Raw genomic sequence first — 19,837 nt, forward strand, 5'->3', positions numbered from 1 at the left:
ATGTCACTGCAAGATTATTATGCCGACCTTCATATCCATATCGGACGGACGGAAGAAGGAGAAGCGGTCAAAATCAGCGCGGCGAAAAATCTGACGTTTTATAACATTGCTCAGGAAGCCTCGGAGCGCAAAGGTATCGATATCGTTGGCATCATTGATTGTCATTCGCCCGGAGTGCAGCGGGAGATGGTGCATTATTTGGAACGGGGCGATATGGAGGAGCTCGATGGCGGAGGCATCCGGTATCACCATACAACCATCATCTTAGGCTGTGAAATCGAGGTGCGGGATCCGGGGTTGGGCACGGCTCACCTGATCGCATATTTGCCCAAGCTTTCCGACATGCTGCAGTTTACGGATTGGCTCGGTAACTATATGAAGAACGTGAATCTGAGTTCTCAGCGCATCTATACTACAGCCCGTGAACTGCAGCGGGAGGTCATCGATCGTGGAGGGCTGATGGTGCCCGCCCACATTTTTACACCGCACAAGAGTGTGTACGGCAGCTGCTCCACCCGGATGGAGCACCTGCTTGATCTGGACGGTATCACGGCGGTAGAGCTGGGCCTGAGCGCGGATTCGGTGATGGCGGGGTATATCAGCGAGTTGGACCGATATACGTTCCTGACCAACTCCGATGCGCACTCTCTGCCCAAGATCGGGCGTGAATATAACAAGCTTGCGCTGGAGCGCCCGACCTTCGATGAACTGCGCAAAGCGCTGAATAGGGAAGAGGGACGTCGGGTGCTGGCGAACTACGGTTTGAACCCGCGGCTGGGCAAATACCATCGGACTTACTGCAGCAGCTGCAATCATATATTGGACGAACAGCATGCCATCGCGACGGAGCGCTGTCTATACTGCGGCAGTACGAAGCTCGTCAACGGGGTCATGGACCGGATTCTGGATATCGCCGATCGGGACGAACCCGTCATTCCCGCTGACCGTCCGCCATATCATTACCAGGTTCCGCTTGAGTATATCCCCGGCCTCGGTCCCAAGACGCTTCATCGGCTGCTCGCCCGTTTCGGCACCGAAATGAATATGCTGCACCGGGCTGCGTATGAGGAGCTTGCGGAAGCCGCAGGCGAGACCATCGCCCGCTATTTGACGGATGCACGCTCCGGAAAACTGCGGCTCGCAACGGGCGGAGGCGGCAAATACGGGAAGGTGGAAGCCTGAAGTCATAATGGGAGGCGCTTTTTCATATGCTCTAGTAATCGGACAAGGGGGGCATGGCAGCATGTTGCGCAACCGAACGCTAGAGCAATATATGAAGGAGCATTTGTCGCTGTATATTTTTGTCGGTGTAATTTTCGTAACAGGAGTCGTCTTTGGCGCCGTCATGGTAAACGCCCTCTCGCTGGAGCAAAAGCAGGAGATTACAAGGTATCTCGGCAATTTTTTTTCCATTGTAACTCAAGGCGGTCTGGAAAGCGGGACGGCTTCCTCCATCAAGGAGTCTTTCACCATGCACATCAAATGGGTCCTGATCATCTGGCTGCTCGGACTATCCGTTATCGGACTGCCGCTTATTCTTATTCTTGACTTTCTGAAAGGCGTGCTGATTGGATTTTCGGTCGGTTATATGGTGGGCACGCTTTCCTGGAAAGGGCTTTTGTTCGCGCTGGTTTCGGTCGTTCCGCAAAATTTGATTGTCATTCCGCTGCTGATTATTTGCAGTGTGTCCGCGATTTCGTTTTCCATTCTTCTGGTGAAAAACCGGTTTATCAGCCGAAAAGGCACTCTTTACGAGCCTTTTATGCGGCTTTCCGGGACCATTCTCGCTTCCGGTTTCATGCTGATCGGAGTCGCTGTATTTGAAGCCCATGTTTCACCTGTCATGATGAAATGGGTTGCACCGATGCTAATCACAATGCCGCCCTCTTGAGGATAGGGCTAAAAGGTTTGACTTTCTTGCGTTTCACCTCCTATAATGTAAGCATAAGAATCCTGTAGTTAATGCTTATGAAAGGTTTTGCTGCGCAAAACCGAAAGCATTGCTTACGAGTAAGGTTTTGTTGTGCAAAACCCAAAATCACGGCTTACAAGTAAGGCTTTGCTGTGCGAAACCCGAAGCGTGGGCTTACGAGTAAGGTTTTGCTTTCACAAAACCCGTAGGGGGAAAAGCATGGAATCTCGCATCGAAAAAATAAAGCAGCAGCTTCAGTCTCAAGGCTATAAGCTGACACCGCAGCGTGAAGCGACCGTCCGGGTGCTGCTTGAGAACGAGGAAGACCATCTGAGTGCGGAAGATGTCTTCATGCTCGTAAAGGATAAAGCGCCGGAGATTGGCCTTGCTACCGTATACCGGACACTGGAACTGCTAAGCGAGCTGCATGTGCTCGAGAAGATGAATTTTGGCGACGGCGTGGCACGGTACGATTTGCGAAACGACAGTACTCATCATCATCATCACCATCTGATATGTGTGCAGTGCGGAGCCGTGGACGAAATTATGGAAGATTGGCTTGGCATGCTCGAGGAACGGCTGGAGCGGGAGTTCCGGTTTCAAGTACTCGATCACCGGCTGGATTTCCAGGGCATTTGTCACCGCTGCCGGGATAAGAACAAAACATGAACCCGAAACCTTCGGCTTGAGTATCGATTCAGGCTGAAGGTTTTTTGCATACTTTACATATTCACACCATTATGACAAATCCTATATAGTACGTTTTGTCGATGAGGGAGGAGATTGACTCATGATCATAGGAATACCGAAGGAAATCAAGAGTAATGAGAATCGGGTGGCCTTGACACCCGGAGGGGCAGCGATGCTGAAGGCGGCAGGTCATATCGTTCTCATTGAAACGGGAGCGGGTGCCGGCAGCGGCTTTTCTGACGAGGATTATGCCAAAGAAGGCGCCGTGCTGATCCCGGAGGCGGCCGAGGTATGGGCGAAGTCGGAAATGATCATGAAGGTGAAGGAGCCGCTGCCTCAGGAATTCATCTATTTTCGTGAAGATTTGACACTCTTTGCCTACTTGCACTTGGCGAACGAACAGCTGCTGACCGAGGCCCTGGTCCGCACCAAGATGACGGCCATCGCCTACGAAACGATTCAAATGCCCAACGGCAGCCTACCTCTTTTGACGCCTATGAGCGAAGTGGCCGGCCGGATGTCGGTTCAGGTGGGGGCTCAATTCCTGGAGCAATTTTACGGAGGACGGGGCATCCTTCTTGGCGGCGTACCGGGTGTGCCTCCTGCGGACGTGATTATTCTGGGCGGCGGGATCGTTGGCACCAACGCCGCCAAAATGGCGCTGGGTCTTGGAGCCAATGTCGTTGTGATTGAGAAAAACGCCGACCGGATTCGCTATCTGGACGACGTGTTTCACGGACGGATTCGAACACTCATGTCCAATCCGTACAATATTGCCAATGCGGTGCAGAAGGCGGATCTTTTGATCGGCGCCGTTCTTATCCCCGGTGCGAAAGCGCCGAAGCTGGTCACAGAAGAAATGGTAAAACAGATGAAGCCGGGGGCTGTCATTGTCGATGTGGCCGTCGATCAGGGAGGCTCGATTGCCACCGTGGACCGGGTGACTACGCACAGCCAGCCGACATATGTGAAGCACGGCGTGATCCATTATGCCGTTGCGAATATGCCCGGGGCCGTGCCGCGGACGTCTACCCTTGCTTTAACCAATGTGACGATCGCTTACGCTTTGGAGCTTGCCGGTAAGGGAGTCACCCGGGCGTTATACGGTAACGGGCCATTAAAGCACGGCGTGAACACGTATCGCGGTCATGTGACTCACAGCGCCGTAGCGGAGGCCGCAGGCTTGCCGTACACAGGTCTTGATACGCTTTTGCCTATTAGCTGAAGAAAGCGGCGACCCGCACATAATCGCGTCCGAAAGATCATAGTCTTTTAGAGGAAAGGGGAGAGTACAGGCTATGATCTTTCATATTCGTATCCGTAAGTGGATGGGCCGTATGCGATTCATGCTGTTGTTTCTGGCGTTCACCTTTGCGATGTATCATATACTGCTAATGGTCACCCGTTTTATTGAGCCCATGCCCAAATACAAAGCGCCGGCTGGCGGAGCGGTGAAGGTGTTTCATAATGAGCATGCTGCAATATTCCCGTCTGTCAGTATGGGAGAGCGGCTGAAACTTTTTTATTGGATCGGTGAATAAAAATGCTGTGACGAGGCAGGAAATCCCCCCTTTTTGTTGAATTTTTATGTAATACTGCAGCTTGACAACACAGAAGGGGATCAGGCTCTCATGAAAAACGATTTGAAATCGTTTATCCGATTTTTATCTGAAGAACGAGGCTTAGCCCAAAATACGCTGGACTCTTATGAACGCGACTTGCAGCAATACATCCATTTTTTGGAGCAATCAGGCGTTCATTCGCTGAAGGACAGCGGGAAGGTGAGCATTTCGTCTTACCTGCTTAAGTTAAAACAGATGGGGCGGGCTACGGCAACGCTTTCCCGTAATATGGTATCCATCCGTTCGTTTTATCAGTACATGGTGAAAGAACGGATGCTGGAAAATGATCCTTCCATGCATATGGAGACTCCGAAGCTGGAGAAGCGGGTACCCAAAGTGCTTTCCGTTTCCGAGATGGAGAGGCTGCTCGAATCGCCGCCGACGTCAACGCCCAACGGGATGCGAGATAAAGCGATGCTGGAGGTGCTTTACGCCACCGGGATCCGGGTATCGGAACTGGTCTCGCTTGATGTGGACAGCGTGGACCTGACGGTCGGGTTTATTCGCTGCGTAGGTAAAGCCAAGGAAAGAATCGTTCCGCTGGGAAGCATCGCTTCCCAATATGTAGCGGAATATATCGAAAAGATGCGTCCGAAATTGCTGAAAAAATCCAAGGACGAGGAAGCGCTGTTTATCAATCATTTGGGAACGCGCATGACAAGACAGGGGTTTTGGAAAATCATTAAACGATATGCTGTGGAATCGGATATCCAGATGGAAATCACGCCGCATACCCTTCGTCATTCGTTCGCCGCTCATCTGCTGGAGAACGGGGCTGACTTGCGTTCTGTTCAAGAAATGCTCGGCCATGCCGATATTTCCACCACGCAAATTTATACCCAGGTGGGACGGGGCAAAATGAAAGACGTTTACAACCGCACCCACCCTAGAGCCGGAATTAAATAACGGCTGATTCGCCCGCCTTTCGTGTGAACGGAAGACGGGTTGTTTCCATTCGGCGGCTTTTGCAAAAGCCACTATGGTTTGCGATAATAAGCTCATGAGTTAGTCATCTAAAAAGAGAGGTGGGGCAGGTTTGAAATATAAACGCATGGCAGTGATTGTATTGGACAGCGTAGGCATCGGCGAGCTTCCTGATGCAGCGCGTTTTGGAGATACCGGAGCTCATACCCTGGGGCATATTGCGGAGCGGGTGTCCTCGCTGAGATTGCCCCACATGCAGCGGCTCGGGCTGGGGAATATTGCTCCCTTGCAAGGAATTCCACCGGCAGAGAAGCCGCAGGGATACTACGGAAAAATGGCTGAGGTATCGGTCGGCAAAGATACAATGACCGGGCATTGGGAAATCATGGGGCTGAAGGTAGAGACCCCCTTCAACGTATTTCCTGACGGATTTCCGGCAGAGCTGATCGAGCGTTTTGAGAAAGAAACCGGCCGCAAGGTCATCGGCAACAAAGCGGCTTCCGGCACGGAGATTCTGAATGAACTCGGTGCCGAACAGATGGAGACGGGGGCATGGATCCTCTATACTTCCGCCGATAGCGTACTGCAGCTGGCGGCCCATGAAGAAATTATACCGCTGGAAGAACTGTACCGCGGCTGTGAAATTGCCCGGCGCTTGACGCTGGATGAACCCTATGCCGTCGGCCGCGTTATCGCTCGTCCGTACATAGGAAAGCCCGGAGCTTTCACGCGGACGCCGAACAGGCATGATTATGCCGTTAAGCCTCCTGCGCCTAACGTTATGAATCTGCTCAAGGATGCGGGATACGACGTGATCTCCGTAGGTAAAATTAACGATATTTTTTCCGGGGAAGGGGTCACGGAATCGAATCCCACCAAGAGCAATCTGGACGGTATCCACAAGACGATAGACAAGCTTTCGCAGGCTTTCGAAGGGCTGCTGTTTACGAACCTGGTCGATTTCGATTCCTTGTACGGGCATCGGAGAGATCCCGAAGGATATGCGAAGGCCTTGAACGAATTCGACGATTGGCTGCCGAAGCTGATGGAGCGGATTGGCGAAGAGGATTTGCTGATTTTGACCGCGGACCACGGGAACGATCCGGTTCATCACGGAACCGATCATACCCGGGAATATGTTCCGCTGCTGGTATACAACCCGGCTTTTCAATCAGCGGGATCGCTGGGCGTTCGTCATACGTTCGCCGATATTGCAGCTACGATTGCCGATAATTTTAACCTGACCGCCGTGAAGAATGGAACAAGCTTTTTAAACGATTTACAATAAACGACGAAGATGAAGGGAGCGTGTTTGTTCATGGAACAAAACGCGTTGCTGCAAAATATTAAAGAGGCCGCTGAATATATCCGCAGCAAATATCCGATTGAACCTGAAATCGGTCTGGTGCTCGGCTCCGGACTGGGCGTGATCGCGGATATGGTGCAAGATGGCGTGGTGATTCCTTATGAGGATATTCCTCATTTTCCGGTGTCTACCGTGGAAGGACATGCAGGCGAGCTGCTGCTGGGCACGGTTAGCGGGCGCCATGTCTTGTTGATGAAAGGGCGCTTTCACATGTATGAAGGTTACAGTGTCGAGACGGTTTCCTTCCCCATCCGGGTCATGAAGGCGCTAGGCGTTAAAATACTGCTTGTCACCAATGCGGCCGGGGGCATTAATACTTCTTATAATGTGGGCGATTTGATGCTGATTAAGGACCATATCAACTTTACGTTCCGCAACCCGCTGATCGGCCCCAATCACAGCGAGCTTGGTGTCCGTTTTCCGGATATGTCCGAGGCATACAGCCGCCGGTTGCGCGATATAGCCAAGACGGTAGCCTCCGAGCAAGGGCAGAAGCTTCAAGAAGGCGTCTATATCGGTCTGTTGGGGCCATCGTATGAAACACCGGCTGAAATCCGGATGATGCGTACGCTCGGCGCAGACGCCGTGGGCATGTCGACGGTAGCTGAAGTGCTGGTCGCCCGCCATGCAGGCATTGAGGTACTGGGTTTCTCCTGCATTAGCAATATGGCTGCAGGCATCCTGGATCAGCCGCTGTCCCACCAGGAAGTGATGGAGACGACGGAGCGGGTGAAGCAAACGTTCTTGAAGCTTATTGTAGGTATTATTCCGCGCATTTAGCGTTCCGGTCTGCGTCTGACATTGAAAGGAGAGGTGAAAGCAATGGAACCTTATTATGCAGAACACATCCAGGAGTCTGCTCAATGGATCAGCGATCGGATTGACCGCCGTTCGCTCGATATCGGTCTTGTTCTCGGCTCCGGTCTTGGCGACATGGCCGCCCAGGTAGAGGATGCTGTCACGATTCCTTATGAACGCATACCGCATTTTCCGGTTTCTACGGTAGAAGGACATGCAGGCCAGTTCGTCATCGGCAGGCTCGAGGGCAAATCCGTCATCGTCATGCAAGGGCGCTTTCACTATTATGAAGGTTATTCAATGAAAAAGGTTGTATTTCCGATCTATGTCATGAAGCAGCTGGGGGTCCGATCTTTGGTTATCACCAATGCGGCCGGGGGAATGAATCGAACATTCCAAGCTGGTGATTTAATGCTGATCACCGATCATCTGAATATGACCGGTGACAATCCGCTTATCGGCATCAATCATCCTGAACTGGGGCCTCGGTTTCCGGATATGTCTGAAGCTTACAACAGGGAATACCGTGCATTGGCTAAACAAATTTCAGAACAAATAGGGCATGAGCGCAATGAACCTGTACGGTTGCAGGAAGGCGTCTATGCCGGAATCAGCGGCCCGAATTATTTGCATCCCGCCGAGCTGACAATGCTGGCCCGGCTCGGAGGAGACGCCATTGGCATGTCTACCGTCGGCGAGGTCATCGCGGCCAGTCATGCCGGCCTGAAGGTGCTCGGCATCTCCTGCATCACCGACATGGCGATTGGAGAGGAGCTCGAGCCGCTTACGCACGAGCAGGTGGTCGCCGTAGCGAACCGGACGAAGCCGGTATTCATCGAACTGGTCTGCCGGTTTGTGCGGGAGGTCAGTGTGTAATTGGGGAGCCGCTGCGGAGGCATGCATTCCCATCGAAGACTGCTGTAAAGCAATAACCTGGCCACCGGCCAGGTTATTTTGCCTAAAATCAAGTAAAGGCGCTCTCCGAGAGCTGCCAATGGGGACGCCTTTTTTAAGGTTACTTCGATTTTTTTGCGCCCTTATCGCTTGTTCTTGTCGTTGTATTTTGATTGGCATGTCCTTGTTGTTTAGCGCACATCCGGGACACCTCCCCTGCAAGAAGCATTCTTCAGCTTTCATATTATGGCTTTCCTGATCACGTTTATGCGATTCGCAAGTACGCCTCCAGTGATAAAGGAACAGGAGGCCAGGCGTCTTGAACGGGGCAGCGGATTCCAGATCCGTGAAGCGCTTCTTAATATTCGAACCGAGCACTCTGTCCATGCGGCGGAGTTTTAGTATCGATGTTTTGTTGCGTAATAGTTTTATGCTAAAATAGCTTGGGGCATAATAGCTGAAGATGCTGATTAGCTAAATTTGTCACAAATTTTTCACCTGTTCGACCTCAAAGGGCATGTGTAAATTGATGCGTATTTTGTACAATAAGACTATACGTCTTAACGGCTAACAGTAAGGGGGGAATTACCTATGCAAAAATGGGCTATGTTTTCACTATTCATCATCGCTTGTCTCCTCGGTACGGGAGTGCTGTTCCAGAATATCTCGGCGCGTCAAGCGGAGATGGCGCAGGAAGAAGCTGCGGGTCCGACATTGAAGTTCGTTGCTACGAACTATAAGTTCGATCAAGCGGAGTACACCGTGAAAGCCGGCGAAAAAGTGACCGTTTCTTTGCAAAACAAGGAAGGTCTGCATGCGATTGAAATCGTAGGCACGAACGTAAAGCTTGACAACAATACCAAGTCCATGGAAGTGACTTTCGACAAACCGGGCGAGTATGAAGTGCATTGCTCGCTGCCATGCGGTCCAGGCCATGCGGATATGAAAACGAAGCTGATCGTTCAATAATTCAATAACGACTGCACAAGGAAGCTTGAGGGTTTTGGCCTCGGCTTCCTTTTCTTTTGGTCCTGCGGCGCATATAATACTTGTAATATGGTAAAATGCGAGGTGCGGATTACGTGAGGACGGTCGATATCATACATAAGAAAAGGGATGGCGGCGAGCTGACAAAGGAAGAACTGGATTTCTTGATTGAAGGCTACACTCGCGGAGACATTCCGGATTACCAATTGTCTGCGTGGGCCATGGCGGTGTTTTTCAATGGAATGACGGCACGGGAAACGGCTGAGCTTACGATGGCGATGGTCCGTTCGGGCGAGCAAGTGGATTTGAGCTCCATTCCCGGCGTCAAAGTCGACAAGCACAGTACCGGCGGCGTCGGCGATACGACGACCTTAATTCTGGCTCCATTGGTGGCGGCTGCAGGAATCCCGGTAGCCAAAATGTCGGGAAGAGGGCTCGGACACACGGGAGGAACCATTGATAAGCTGGAGGCGATTCCAGGCTTTGAGGTGGAACGCACCAAAGAGCAGTTTCTGAATCAAGTGAAGGAAATCGGTCTGGCCGTCGTGGGCCAATCCGGCAATTTGACTCCGGCGGACAAAAAGCTGTATGCGCTGCGCGATGTAACGGCAACCGTCGAATCCATACCTCTGATTGCAAGCTCCATTATGAGCAAGAAAATTGCATCCGGCGCGGATGCCATCGTGCTGGACGTCAAAACCGGCCGGGGAGCGTTCATGAAATCTCTGGAGGATTCCGTCCGGTTGGCGAAGGCGATGGTGGAGATTGGCACGGAGATTGGCCGTGAGACGGTTGCGGTGATTACGAATATGGATGAACCGCTCGGACCGTCCATCGGCAACGCTCTGGAGGTGCGCGAAGCCATAGAGACGCTGAAGGGGCAAGGACCGGCTGAACTGACGGAGCTTTGCCGGGAGCTTGCTAAGCATATGGTCCTTCTGGGCGGCAAAGCGCAGGATGAAACGGAAGCGAAGCAACTGGTCGCCCAGCTGCTAAAGAGCGGAGAGGCGCTGGAAAAGCTGAAGCAGTTGATCAAGGCCCAAGGGGGAGATGCGCGTGTAGCCGATGAACCCGATCGGCTGCCCGAGGCCGCATACCGGGTGCCTGTGCCCTCCCCTGCCGACGGCTGTATTGCCGCGATCGATGCGGAGGCGTTAGGAGTTACTGCCATGCTGCTCGGCGCAGGCCGCGCCACGAAGGAGGACCCTATCGATTTGGCCGTCGGTATCAAGCTGTTCAAACGCGTCGGGGATGCCGTAAAGGCAGGGGAGCCTCTGGCCGAGCTGTACATGAACCGGAATGAACCGGCTGATACGGCCCGGATGTGCGAGCGGACTGCTGCCGCGTTTACGATTACGGAGGCTCCGGCGCCAAGATCGAAGCTGATTTATGCCGTTGTGACCCGAAACGGAGTGCGGTATCTATAAAAAACAATGACTCGAGCGAAACGAAGCTCGAGTTTTTTCATGCCAAAATTGCTCATGATGGAATCGCCTTTTTTATGCATTTCTTTGTGCTGGATAAAGCATACTACATAGCGAATCAAATACAAGGAGGGGTTATGTGAATGAAAATTCGTAATAGGCTGTTAAGCACATCCGGAATCGCTCTTTGCTGCCTGGCGATGTTAGCCGCCGGCTGCGCGAACCGGCCGCAGGCGCAAAACGACCGGCAGCAGGTTCAGCAGCAAGCTGCGCCAAGCCAGGAAACGCGTCCCTTGAGTGAAACGGAAGAAAGAGTTGAGGTTGCCGATAAAGCCGCTGAAAAAATCGTTTCCGAGGTGCCGGGCGTCCAATCGGCAAACGTTCTGGTGACCCGCCGCAACGCTTATGTCGCCGCTGTACTCAAGGGCGGTCAAACTCAAGTGTCCCAGGACGTCGAGTCTCAGATTGCGGAGAAGGTTCGTGCCACCGACGCAAATATCCGGAACGTTTACGTTTCGGTCAACCCTGATTTTGTGAGCCGGGTAAACCGATATGTTGACGATGTGCAGGCAGGCAGACCGATATCGGGCTTCGTGCAGGAATTTTCCGAGATCGTACAAAGAGTGTTCCCGAACGCAAGGTAATCAGCAAACCCATCAGGGTGCTTTTCTAGTGAAGCCAGAGAATCCGCCCGTCGGATCGCTCTGGCTTTTGTACGGCTGCAGGGGTGTCCTCCCTGGATATTAAGCGAGGCGCTTGCAGCCTGCTCCATTTCTTTTCACCATTGGAATATTTTGTTGGGTAATGGTCAACACTGATTACCAGCAATTTAAACTTGAGCTTCAGTCAGGAGGGGTAGAACAGGCTATGATCAGCAAAGTATTGAAACTAGGGTTATCCGTTCAGCTTTTGCTTCTTCTTATGCTTCCAACCGCTATGGCAGAGGAAGGCAAGGCGGCCCAGCCGATTGACCTGGCGCCGAATTCAACGTCTGCCGTTGTCATGGATGCAGATACAGGAACCATTATTTTTGAAAAAAATAAAGATGCCAAGCTGCCTCCGGCCAGTATCACGAAGATCATGACGATGCTGCTGGTTATGGAAGCACTGGATCAAGGGAAAATCAAGATGGACGAAAAGGTGCGTACCAGCGAATACGCAGCCTCGATGGGCGGATCGCAAATTTTCCTGGAGCCAGGAGAGGAAATGACCGTTGAAGATATGCTCAAGGGCATAGCATTGGCTTCGGGTAATGATGCTTCTGTGGCGGTAGCTGAGAAAATAGCAGGTTCGGAGGAAGCGTTCGTGCGTATGATGAATGAGCGGGCCGAGCAGCTTGGCATGAAAAATACCCGTTTCGTTAACCCGAACGGGCTTCCTGCGGAGAATCACTATTCTTCGGCTTACGATATTGCGCTGATGTCCAAAGAACTGCTGAAGCACGAAGAAATTACTAAATACACAGGCCTGTATCAGGACTACTTGAGGAAAGAATCGCCCAGACCTTTCTGGCTGGTGAATACGAACAAATTGGTTCGTTTCTATACCGGTGCGGACGGACTAAAAACCGGTTATACCAGTGAAGCGAAATTTTGTCTGTCGGCCACGGCCAAAAGGGACAATCTCCGTGTGATTTCCGTCGTCATGGGTGAACCCGACACCAAGACCCGCAATGCAGAGGTAACGAAGCTGTTTGATTATGCCTTCTCCCAGTTTACGAGCCTTCCGATTTACAAAACCGGAGATACAATGGGTGAAATGAGGGTAGGCAAGGGTGAAACCCCTATCGTTCCTTTGACGGCCAAGCATCCCTACAGCGTCCTGCTCAAGAAGGGCGATGGCGTAAACGGCATTCGCCATGAACTGCAGTTGCTGCCTAATTTGAAGGCGCCGATCGCTGCGGGACAGCCGATTGGCAAGCTTGTCGTATACAAAGATGATCAGGTACTCACCGAGTTTGCGCTGGAATCGCCGGTAGATGTAAAAAAAGCCGGTTGGTGGACGCTGACGAAACGGACGGCTAAACGCCTGCTTTTCCTGGATTGAAGTTAGAGATACGCTGCTCACACGAATCGACATCATGAGTCCCCGCAGCAGATGAACGCCGCTAGCGGGGATTTGGTTTTATCCGCTTTGCGCAAGGTGTCGCAATTTTTCTAGTTCTGGCGCTTTTCTTCTAGTTTTGTCGGAGGTGCAGGAGATGGTTTCCTCTGTGTAGAAAAGAGTGGGCATAGACGGGAAGGAGTGAGCAGTTTGAGTTTGCAAATTGAACTTGAACATTATCGTAAAATGCTGATTGTAAGGCTTAAAGGCGAGCTTGACCATCATACGGCGGATACCGTAAAGACGAAGATGGAAGAAGCGATTCTGAGGGGCAACAGCAGCCATATCATTTTGAGCTTAAAGGATCTGACCTTCATGGATAGCTCCGGCCTGGGAGTCATACTTGGACGCTATAAACTGATTACGGCCAGAGGCGGGAAAATGGTTGTTTGCGACGTGAATCCGTCCGTGTACCGTCTTCTTGAAATGTCGGGCCTGTTCAAAATTTTATCGATCCAGGATAACGAAAGAAAAGCGATCCAAAGTTTGGAGGTCGTATCATGAGTGAACGCAACTTTATGACGCTTCAGTTTGCAAGCCGCTCTGAGAACGAATCATTTGCACGTGTGGCCGTTGCCGCTTTTGTATCTCAACTCGACCCGACCTTGAATGAATTGACGGATATCAAAACCGTGGTTTCAGAGGCTGTGACCAACTCCATTATCCACGGTTACGATAATCGTCCGGATGGCGTAGTGACGATTACCGCACAAATCGAAGGGGATACCGTTTTTATCACAGTGGAAGATCAGGGAGCGGGGATCGAGGATCTGGATCTGGCTAAGCAGCCTCTGTATACTTCCAAACCGGAATTGGAGCGTTCAGGCATGGGCTTTACGATCATGGAAAATTTCATGGATGAAATCGAAGTCACTACCGCACTTGGCACAGGCACCACAGTCAGGATGAAGAAGCGAATCGAATCGAAAAAAGCTTTATTCAATTAGGGGTCTGATCTTATGGATGTGGATTTGAAGAACGCCTCTCACAGTTATTTGGACGATGCCGAAGTCAAGCGCTTGATCGCGTTAAGCCAATCAGGGGATGCGCTTGCCAGGGAGACGCTGGTGAACTGCAATATCCGTCTCGTTTGGTCGGTGGTACAGCGGTTTTTAAACCGCGGTTATGAAGCCGAGGATTTGTTTCAGATCGGCTGCATCGGCCTGTTGAAGTCGGTTGACAAGTTTGACCTGTCGTATGATGTAAAGTTTTCAACTTACGCCGTACCGATGATTATTGGGGAGATTCAGCGTTTCCTCAGGGATGACGGAACACTTAAAGTCAGCCGTTCACTTAAGGAGCTGGCCAACAAAATCCGCAAAACCAAGGATGAGCTTTCCAAACGAAACGGCCGCCTTCCCACGGTGAAGGAAGTAGCCGAAGAACTCCAGATTTCTCCTGAAGACGTGGTCTTTGCCCAGGAGGCGAACAAGCCGCTTTCCTCCATTCACGAAACCGTCTTTGAGAACGATGGCGACCCGATTACGCTGATGGATCAGATTGCCGACGAAGCGCAGGACAAGTGGTTTGATAAGCTTGCGTTGAACGAGGCGATCGGATCATTAAGCGAGCGGGAGCGTTTGATCGTGTATCTGCGGTATTTTCGGGATCAGACGCAGTCGGAGGTCGCAACCCGTCTTGGGATTTCTCAAGTGCAGGTATCCCGGCTGGAGAAAAAAATACTGCAATCCATAAAAAACCAAATTGCACAGTGAGGTTTAAAGAGGACGAGCCGTAGCTCATCCTCTTTTTGTTTATCCGGGAAAAGTTATCCGGCTTTTACGTCGTCGCGAAACAACAGCCCGATGCAGTAAAGGCCGGCAAGTCCGACCAGGGTATAGACAATACGGCTTAAGCCGGAAGATTCGCGGTGAACATCTCCTCCCAGCAGCGCCGTAACCAAATCCCATTCAAATAATCCCACAAGCAGCCAGTTCAGTGCCCCGATAACCACGAGCGTTAAAGCTGTTTTTGTCATGTCCTATGACACCTTTCTTGTGTTGAGAGTGAGTTCATTGTTAATAAGCTTAGTTTTTGTTAAAAAATCTCTCATTATGCTGCCCGCGGCAAGTTAAATTATGCCAAAAAAAGGCGTGTTTATGACAGTGGATTTTTATTCATACTAAGGCAAACAAGACAAACTGCGTCAAAAGGGAGGAACTGCAACATGCCGTCTGCTTCTGTTCCATCCCTGTATATACGTTTGCGCAAAAAAATGCAAGTGCGCCGCGGTGAACCGGTATATCTGGGACAAATTGCACAATTGCTGGCGGAGCCGGAGTATGAGCAAAAGCTGCAGATGCTGGAGCTGTACCGTCCCGACGAACAGGACGGAAGCCTGGTGCTGATCGATATGATGCTGATTGTCCGCAAGGTGAAGGAGCTGTATCCTTCCATGCAAATCGAGCTTTTTGGGGAACCTCATGCGCTGATTGAAATCCAAGGGCGCTCGAAGCCCCCCAGCCTGGTGTTGATCGTGCTCGTATGGCTGCTGCTGTTTGTAGGATCGGGGTTAGCCATCATGAACTTTCACGCGGATGTCAGCATGGCCGAAGTGCACCGGCATATTTATAAACTTCTTACCGGCAAGGAGACAGAGCATCCGCTGCTGCTGCAAATTCCTTATTCGATCGGGATCGGCATCGGGATGATGACGTTCTTCAACCATTTGTTCAAGAAAAAATTCAATGAAGAACCGAGCCCGCTTGAAGTGGAAATGTTCATGTATCAGGAAAACCTGAATCATTACATCATTACAGATGAATATGGAAAAATGCAAGCAAAGCATTCTCGGGAGGAGGCGACTTCTCATCGGGATTCTTGATGTCCTGCTTCAGATGTTTATCGGGATCGGCGGCGGACTGGTGGTTGGCAGCGGTATGGTAGCGTTTCTGGTCGTGCTGGATGTCATCCCCCGATTGGCTCAAATTACCAGATCATATAAAAACATCCGGTCTTATGAAATAGCCGTTATTTTCGGCTCGCTGTTTTTTACGCTGACCGATTTTTTTGAATGGACGTATTTTCTTTTTCCGATGGCTGCGGCAGGGTTCGGTCTGTTTGCCGGTATCTTTGTCGGAATGCTCGCGGCCGCGCTGACAGAAGTGATTAATGTGCTGCCGATTTTGGCCAAGCGGATCCGTATGGAGCCATTTATGATTTGGCTGCTGATGGCGATGATTTTCGGTAAAGTCATCGGGTCGCTAATCGATTGGCTGGGTGTGCTGAAGTGATTCTTATTCGTATCAAGGAGGATAAAGGGATGAAGCCGTACAAAAGAGCGAAGCTTTTGAGGGTCCGAACGGGTTCGGACCCTGAGAAGGAAGATAGGCAAAACGGAAAATCGGAGGAGAAGCTGGCTATAGACAGCGAGGGAAACATTATTGACAACTCCGAAACCGAATCGGAGATGCCGCAGCCTCACATCGAATCAGAAGCTTCATCCGGCGGCAGTCCTAAGGGAGAATCCGGCTCTTTTCATCAAGAATGGACATTGACTGAAGAAGAACGCGAGCTGATGAAGGATACATCCATTTCAAAGGATTTCGGGCGTTTAAAAAGGCAGCTGGAAGAGCAGGTGGGGTTGAATAAAAGCTTCGATGTGGTGTTCCGGGAAATGGTGTTTGGAGGTCAAAATACCGGCATATTTTATTACAACGGATTTGCTAAGGATACGGTGCTGACCGATATTCTGGTGCGTCTATCCTATGCGGATCAAAGGCATCAGGACGACGGGCACACAGCAGGCCAAGGCGATCGGGGCAAGGAACAGTCGGATGTGATCGCGCTTTTCGAGCAAGCGCTGATTCCCCATATTCAAGTGACGAAGACAAAGAAGCTGAAAGAAGCCATTGATCATGCGGCGATAGGCGGAACGGCTTTTTTCTTCGAAGGCTACGAGGAAGCGGTGCTGGTGGATGCCAAAAGCTTCCCTGTCCGCTCCACGGAGGAACCGGATCTGGAGCGGGTAGTGCGCGGGTCGCGGGACGGTTTTGTGGAAACGCTGCTGACGAACGTAACCCTGGTGCGCCGCAGAATTCGCGACCCCCGTTTGAAGCTGGAAATCACCCAAGCCGGTAAACGGACGCAGACCGATATCTGCATTGGGTATATTCAGGATATTTGCGATAAAAATTTGGTGGAAGCGGTTCGCGACAAAATTCAACAGGTCGATGTGGACGGGATGCCGTTGGCAGAGAAGCAGCTGGAAGAGGCCATCATTGGCAAAGGGTGGAATCCTTATCCTATGGTACGGTTCTCCGAGCGTCCGGATGTCGTCTCGGCGCATTTGCTGGAGGGACATTTGATTGTGTTCGTTGATACGTCGCCTTCCGTCATGATCCTGCCGACGACATTTTTTCATCATGTCCAGCATGCGGAAGAGTACCGGCAAACCCCGCTGACCGGAACCTACCTGCGCTGGGTCCGTTTTTTCGGCATTGCCGCTTCACTTTTCCTGCTGCCGCTCTGGATGCTGATGGTGATCGCGCCGGAACTCAAGCCAGCGGGACTGGATTTCATCGGACCGCAGAAGGCGGGGAAAATTCCGCTGCTCGGCCAGTTCCTGATTGCCGAGTTCGGACTGGATTTAATGCGGATGGCAGCGATTCATACGCCTACTCCGCTGGCGACGGCGATGGGCTTGGTCGCGGCGATTTTGATCGGAGACGTGGCGGTGAAAAGCGGATTATTCGTCAATGAGGTGATTTTGTATCTTGCCGTGGCGGCTGTCGGTACCTTTGCCACGCCGAGCTATGAGCTCAGCCTCGCGAACCGGTTGGCCCGGTTGGGTCTGCTGTTGGCGACAGCCGTCTTCAAGGTGCCCGGTCTTGTGATTGGCTCTACCTTGCTTGTCCTTATGCTGGCGCTCCAAAGATCTTATAACACGCCGTACTTATGGCCGTTTATACCGTTTAACGCCAAAGCGATGGCCGACATTATCATCAGACGCCCGTTTATGTCGATGAAAACCCGGTTAAGCATCACCAAGCCGACCGACAGGACGAGGCAGCCGCAGCGCTGACAGACCTGCCTTTAACAAACCTTACGGCTTTGCGCTTAAGGAAAGGTTTTGCTTATTGTCAGTCCGAGTCCATCTGTGTTACTTTAGAAGAAATGTCTAGTTAGGGAAGAGGGAATAACACACGATGTATTTACACGGCACAAGTAAAATCAATGACAATGGGCACCTTGAAATCGGTGGCTGCGATACAGTAGAATTGGCAAAGAAATTCGGCACCCCGCTTTATGTCATGGATGAAGCGCTGATTCGCCGGCGGTGCCGCGAATTTGTAGAGGCTTTTCGCCATTCGGGCCTCCGCTTCCAGGTAGCTTACGCCAGCAAAGCGTTCAGCGTCATGGCGATGTGCCGCATCGTGGAGGAAGAAGGCATGTCGCTGGACGTCGTGTCCGACGGCGAGCTGTACACTGCGCTGCAGGCAGGATTTCCGGCGGAGCGGATTCATTTCCACGGCAACAATAAGACGCCATACGAATTGGAGATGGCCGTCGATGCGAAGATCGGCTGCTTTGTCGTCGACAACTTCGTGGAGCTGCATATGCTTAATGCGATTGCAGCCGAGAAGAAACAAAAGGTGAACATCCTGCTTCGCATTACTCCGGGAGTCGATGCGCATACGCATGAATATATCTCAACGGGTCAAACGGATTCCAAATTCGGATTCGATTTGGAGAACGGCTCCGCTATGCAAGCGGTCAAAGAAGCATCGGACCTGTCTCATTTGATTCTGCTCGGCGTGCATTCCCATATCGGTTCGCAAATTTTCGAGGTGGGCGGATTCCGTTTGGCGGTGGACAAAGTGACGGACTTTGCCTTGAAGGTGCGTCAGGAGCTTGATGTGACGTTTAGCGTCATCAATCTGGGCGGCGGTTTTGGCATTCGCTATGTCGAGGGGGATACGCCCTTGCCTGTGGCGGAATATGTCAAAGCGATCACGGATGCGGTCCGCGGCAATTTCGGGAACCACGCATATCCGCTTCCGGAAATTTGGATCGAGCCGGGGCGCAGCATTGTAGGCGATGCGGGAACGACTTTGTATACCGTCGGCACGTATAAGGACATCCCGGGCGTCCGCAAATATGTAGCGGTGGACGGCGGCATGACGGATAATCCGCGTCCTGCTTTGTACGAAGCGCAGTATGAAGCCATGCTTGCCAACCGCGCGCATGACCCGAATGAGGAAGTCGTCTCCATTGCAGGCAAATGCTGCGAAAGCGGAGATATGCTGATCTGGGATGTGAATCTGCCGAAGGTACGGACAGGTGATTTGCTTGCCGTAGCCTGCACCGGCGCATACAATTACGCGATGGCCAGCAATTATAACCGCATTCGCCGTCCGGCGGTCGTTTTTGTGAAAGACGGGCAAGCCGACGTGGTCGTTAAACGCGAGACGTTTGAGTATCTTGTGGGGAATGACGTCGTGCCTGAGCGGATGAAGCAGGTAACGAAAACAACATAATGGAAGAGACGCTCAGCTGACGGCTGGGCGTTTTGTTGTCATATTGAAACGGCACACGGATCTACCATTTGTGCGGAGCTGATTTTCATAGTAAAATAGTTGAGGACAACCTGGGATATTTGCTGAAGCATCATTTCCGGTTACATATATGACGAAAATAAGGAGATGTATATACCTATGGCAAAGCAAGCAACCATCAAAATGGCTGACGGAAACGAAATTGTACTGGAACTGTTCGACAAGGATGCTCCGAATACCGTAGCTAATTTCGAAAAGCTGGCAAACTCCGGTTTCTATAACGGCCTTGTATTCCACCGCGTCATTCCTGGATTTGTAGCTCAAGGAGGATGCCCTCATGGATCGGGAACCGGCGGCCCCGGATACACGATCAACTGCGAAATCAACCCGAACAAGCACGAGCGCGGTACGCTGGCTATGGCGCATGCAGGCCGCAACACCGGCGGAAGCCAATTCTATATTTGCTACCAGCCGCAGCCTCATCTGGACGGCCAGCACACGGTGTTTGGCAAAGTCGTAAAAGGCATGGAGCACGTCGATGCCTTCAAAGGCCGCGACAAAATGGAGTCCGTTCAGGTCACTGAAGTATAAATTATTGGAATCGGTATAGACAAAGTTTA

At 51.6% G+C, this 19,837-nt stretch carries 23 protein-coding genes; 22 read left to right on the forward strand and 1 reads right to left on the reverse strand.

Going from position 1 to position 19,837, the window contains the following annotated elements; translation table 11 throughout:
• The 17 genes from BLT35_RS00490 to sigF all read left to right on the forward strand — a co-directional run bounded on the left by BLT35_RS00490 (nt 1) and on the right by sigF (nt 14,435).
• Nucleotides 1-1,182: an endonuclease Q family protein gene (locus BLT35_RS00490; protein WP_074726788.1), complete on the forward strand. Its 1,182-nt coding sequence runs from the start codon at nt 1-3 to the stop codon at nt 1,180-1,182.
• Nucleotides 1,183-1,243: 61 nt separating this feature from the next.
• Nucleotides 1,244-1,891: a stage II sporulation protein M gene (gene spoIIM / locus BLT35_RS00495; RefSeq protein ID WP_062408916.1), complete on the forward strand. Its 648-nt coding sequence runs from the start codon at nt 1,244-1,246 to the stop codon at nt 1,889-1,891.
• Nucleotides 1,892-2,131: 240 nt separating this feature from the next.
• Nucleotides 2,132-2,581, forward strand: coding sequence for a ferric iron uptake transcriptional regulator (gene fur / locus BLT35_RS00500; RefSeq protein ID WP_054817769.1), 450 nt, complete (start codon nt 2,132-2,134; stop codon nt 2,579-2,581).
• Between the two features lie 121 nt (nt 2,582-2,702).
• Entirely contained in the window at nt 2,703-3,827 is a 1,125-nt protein-coding gene (ald, locus tag BLT35_RS00505; RefSeq protein WP_074726789.1) for an alanine dehydrogenase, read from the forward strand.
• Between the two features lie 73 nt (nt 3,828-3,900).
• Nucleotides 3,901-4,143, forward strand: coding sequence for a DUF4227 family protein (locus BLT35_RS00510; RefSeq protein WP_062408914.1), 243 nt, complete (start codon nt 3,901-3,903; stop codon nt 4,141-4,143).
• 90 nt (nt 4,144-4,233) lie between these two features.
• Nucleotides 4,234-5,130, forward strand: a complete 897-nt coding sequence (gene xerD / locus BLT35_RS00515) for a site-specific tyrosine recombinase XerD (RefSeq protein ID WP_062410960.1) — start codon at nt 4,234-4,236, stop codon at nt 5,128-5,130.
• A gap of 130 nt (nt 5,131-5,260) precedes the next feature.
• The gene (gene deoB, locus BLT35_RS00520; RefSeq protein WP_074726790.1) at nt 5,261-6,436 is read left to right on the forward strand and encodes a phosphopentomutase; all 1,176 of its coding nucleotides are present in this window, start codon (nt 5,261-5,263) and stop codon (nt 6,434-6,436) included.
• Between the two features lie 30 nt (nt 6,437-6,466).
• Nucleotides 6,467-7,294, forward strand: a complete 828-nt coding sequence (locus BLT35_RS00525) for a purine-nucleoside phosphorylase (RefSeq protein ID WP_054817789.1) — start codon at nt 6,467-6,469, stop codon at nt 7,292-7,294.
• 42 nt (nt 7,295-7,336) lie between these two features.
• On the forward strand, nt 7,337-8,188 hold the full coding sequence (locus BLT35_RS00530) for a purine-nucleoside phosphorylase (RefSeq protein ID WP_062408913.1): 852 nt from the start codon (nt 7,337-7,339) through the stop codon (nt 8,186-8,188).
• 264 nt (nt 8,189-8,452) lie between these two features.
• Nucleotides 8,453-8,608: a hypothetical protein gene (locus BLT35_RS27300; protein ID WP_217634689.1), complete on the forward strand. Its 156-nt coding sequence runs from the start codon at nt 8,453-8,455 to the stop codon at nt 8,606-8,608.
• Nucleotides 8,609-8,797: 189 nt separating this feature from the next.
• Nucleotides 8,798-9,175 (forward strand): cupredoxin domain-containing protein, encoded by a 378-nt coding sequence (locus BLT35_RS00535; protein WP_062408912.1) that lies wholly within the window; start codon nt 8,798-8,800, stop codon nt 9,173-9,175.
• Between the two features lie 113 nt (nt 9,176-9,288).
• Nucleotides 9,289-10,620, forward strand: a complete 1,332-nt coding sequence (locus BLT35_RS00540) for a pyrimidine-nucleoside phosphorylase (protein ID WP_062408911.1) — start codon at nt 9,289-9,291, stop codon at nt 10,618-10,620.
• A gap of 140 nt (nt 10,621-10,760) precedes the next feature.
• Entirely contained in the window at nt 10,761-11,261 is a 501-nt protein-coding gene (locus tag BLT35_RS00545; RefSeq protein ID WP_054817774.1) for a YhcN/YlaJ family sporulation lipoprotein, read from the forward strand.
• A 223-nt stretch (nt 11,262-11,484) separates the two neighbouring features.
• A complete protein-coding gene (locus tag BLT35_RS00550; protein WP_062408910.1) occupies nt 11,485-12,663 on the forward strand; it encodes a D-alanyl-D-alanine carboxypeptidase family protein in 1,179 nt (392 codons plus the stop codon).
• 207 nt (nt 12,664-12,870) lie between these two features.
• Entirely contained in the window at nt 12,871-13,224 is a 354-nt protein-coding gene (gene spoIIAA, locus BLT35_RS00555) for an anti-sigma F factor antagonist (protein ID WP_054817775.1), read from the forward strand.
• A complete protein-coding gene (gene spoIIAB, locus BLT35_RS00560) occupies nt 13,221-13,667 on the forward strand; it encodes an anti-sigma F factor (protein WP_054817776.1) in 447 nt (148 codons plus the stop codon). Before spoIIAA ends, spoIIAB begins: the two co-directional genes overlap by 4 nt.
• A 12-nt stretch (nt 13,668-13,679) precedes the next feature.
• The gene (gene sigF, locus BLT35_RS00565; RefSeq protein ID WP_054817777.1) at nt 13,680-14,435 is read left to right on the forward strand and encodes an RNA polymerase sporulation sigma factor SigF; all 756 of its coding nucleotides are present in this window, start codon (nt 13,680-13,682) and stop codon (nt 14,433-14,435) included.
• A 53-nt stretch (nt 14,436-14,488) separates the two neighbouring features.
• On the opposite strand, the gene BLT35_RS00570 is transcribed toward sigF, so the two are convergent.
• Nucleotides 14,489-14,698 (reverse strand): DUF378 domain-containing protein, encoded by a 210-nt coding sequence (locus BLT35_RS00570; protein ID WP_054817778.1) that lies wholly within the window; start codon nt 14,696-14,698, stop codon nt 14,489-14,491.
• A gap of 189 nt (nt 14,699-14,887) precedes the next feature.
• Here BLT35_RS00570 and BLT35_RS00575 point away from each other — a divergent pair, with 189 nt between their 5' ends.
• The 5 genes from BLT35_RS00575 to BLT35_RS00595 all read left to right on the forward strand — a co-directional run bounded on the left by BLT35_RS00575 (nt 14,888) and on the right by BLT35_RS00595 (nt 19,808).
• Nucleotides 14,888-15,544, forward strand: a complete 657-nt coding sequence (locus BLT35_RS00575) for a stage V sporulation protein AA (RefSeq protein WP_074726791.1) — start codon at nt 14,888-14,890, stop codon at nt 15,542-15,544.
• Nucleotides 15,545-15,557: 13 nt separating this feature from the next.
• Nucleotides 15,558-15,953 (forward strand): stage V sporulation protein AB, encoded by a 396-nt coding sequence (locus BLT35_RS00580; RefSeq protein ID WP_062408908.1) that lies wholly within the window; start codon nt 15,558-15,560, stop codon nt 15,951-15,953.
• A gap of 29 nt (nt 15,954-15,982) precedes the next feature.
• Nucleotides 15,983-17,743 (forward strand): spore germination protein, encoded by a 1,761-nt coding sequence (locus BLT35_RS00585; RefSeq protein ID WP_074726792.1) that lies wholly within the window; start codon nt 15,983-15,985, stop codon nt 17,741-17,743.
• Nucleotides 17,744-17,867: 124 nt separating this feature from the next.
• The gene (gene lysA, locus BLT35_RS00590) at nt 17,868-19,199 is read left to right on the forward strand and encodes a diaminopimelate decarboxylase (protein WP_062408907.1); all 1,332 of its coding nucleotides are present in this window, start codon (nt 17,868-17,870) and stop codon (nt 19,197-19,199) included.
• Between the two features lie 177 nt (nt 19,200-19,376).
• Nucleotides 19,377-19,808: a peptidylprolyl isomerase gene (locus BLT35_RS00595; RefSeq protein ID WP_074726793.1), complete on the forward strand. Its 432-nt coding sequence runs from the start codon at nt 19,377-19,379 to the stop codon at nt 19,806-19,808.
• Nucleotides 19,809-19,837: the final 29 nt, after the last annotated feature.

It is taken from the genome of Paenibacillus naphthalenovorans, assembly GCF_900099895.1.
Taxonomy (GTDB): domain Bacteria; phylum Bacillota; class Bacilli; order Paenibacillales; family NBRC-103111; genus Paenibacillus_G; species Paenibacillus_G naphthalenovorans.

What these genes read in the sequence shown, in the direction of transcription:
- BLT35_RS00490 (WP_074726788.1), top strand. Translation starts at nt 1, where the DNA reads ATGTCACTGCAAGATTATTATGCCGACCTTCATATCCATATCGGACGG.
- spoIIM (WP_062408916.1), top strand. Translation starts at nt 1,244, where the DNA reads ATGTTGCGCAACCGAACGCTAGAGCAATATATGAAGGAGCATTTGTCG.
- fur (WP_054817769.1), top strand. Translation starts at nt 2,132, where the DNA reads ATGGAATCTCGCATCGAAAAAATAAAGCAGCAGCTTCAGTCTCAAGGC.
- ald (WP_074726789.1), top strand. Translation starts at nt 2,703, where the DNA reads ATGATCATAGGAATACCGAAGGAAATCAAGAGTAATGAGAATCGGGTG.
- BLT35_RS00510 (WP_062408914.1), top strand. Translation starts at nt 3,901, where the DNA reads ATGATCTTTCATATTCGTATCCGTAAGTGGATGGGCCGTATGCGATTC.
- xerD (WP_062410960.1), top strand. Translation starts at nt 4,234, where the DNA reads ATGAAAAACGATTTGAAATCGTTTATCCGATTTTTATCTGAAGAACGA.
- BLT35_RS00525 (WP_054817789.1), top strand. Translation starts at nt 6,467, where the DNA reads ATGGAACAAAACGCGTTGCTGCAAAATATTAAAGAGGCCGCTGAATAT.
- BLT35_RS00530 (WP_062408913.1), top strand. Translation starts at nt 7,337, where the DNA reads ATGGAACCTTATTATGCAGAACACATCCAGGAGTCTGCTCAATGGATC.
- BLT35_RS27300 (WP_217634689.1), top strand. Translation starts at nt 8,453, where the DNA reads ATGGCTTTCCTGATCACGTTTATGCGATTCGCAAGTACGCCTCCAGTG.
- BLT35_RS00535 (WP_062408912.1), top strand. Translation starts at nt 8,798, where the DNA reads ATGCAAAAATGGGCTATGTTTTCACTATTCATCATCGCTTGTCTCCTC.
- BLT35_RS00545 (WP_054817774.1), top strand. Translation starts at nt 10,761, where the DNA reads ATGAAAATTCGTAATAGGCTGTTAAGCACATCCGGAATCGCTCTTTGC.
- BLT35_RS00550 (WP_062408910.1), top strand. Translation starts at nt 11,485, where the DNA reads ATGATCAGCAAAGTATTGAAACTAGGGTTATCCGTTCAGCTTTTGCTT.
- spoIIAB (WP_054817776.1), top strand. Translation starts at nt 13,221, where the DNA reads ATGAGTGAACGCAACTTTATGACGCTTCAGTTTGCAAGCCGCTCTGAG.
- sigF (WP_054817777.1), top strand. Translation starts at nt 13,680, where the DNA reads ATGGATGTGGATTTGAAGAACGCCTCTCACAGTTATTTGGACGATGCC.
- BLT35_RS00570 (WP_054817778.1), bottom strand. Translation starts at nt 14,698, where the DNA reads ATGACAAAAACAGCTTTAACGCTCGTGGTTATCGGGGCACTGAACTGG.
- BLT35_RS00575 (WP_074726791.1), top strand. Translation starts at nt 14,888, where the DNA reads ATGCCGTCTGCTTCTGTTCCATCCCTGTATATACGTTTGCGCAAAAAA.
- BLT35_RS00580 (WP_062408908.1), top strand. Translation starts at nt 15,558, where the DNA reads ATGTTTATCGGGATCGGCGGCGGACTGGTGGTTGGCAGCGGTATGGTA.
- BLT35_RS00585 (WP_074726792.1), top strand. Translation starts at nt 15,983, where the DNA reads ATGAAGCCGTACAAAAGAGCGAAGCTTTTGAGGGTCCGAACGGGTTCG.
- lysA (WP_062408907.1), top strand. Translation starts at nt 17,868, where the DNA reads ATGTATTTACACGGCACAAGTAAAATCAATGACAATGGGCACCTTGAA.
- BLT35_RS00595 (WP_074726793.1), top strand. Translation starts at nt 19,377, where the DNA reads ATGGCAAAGCAAGCAACCATCAAAATGGCTGACGGAAACGAAATTGTA.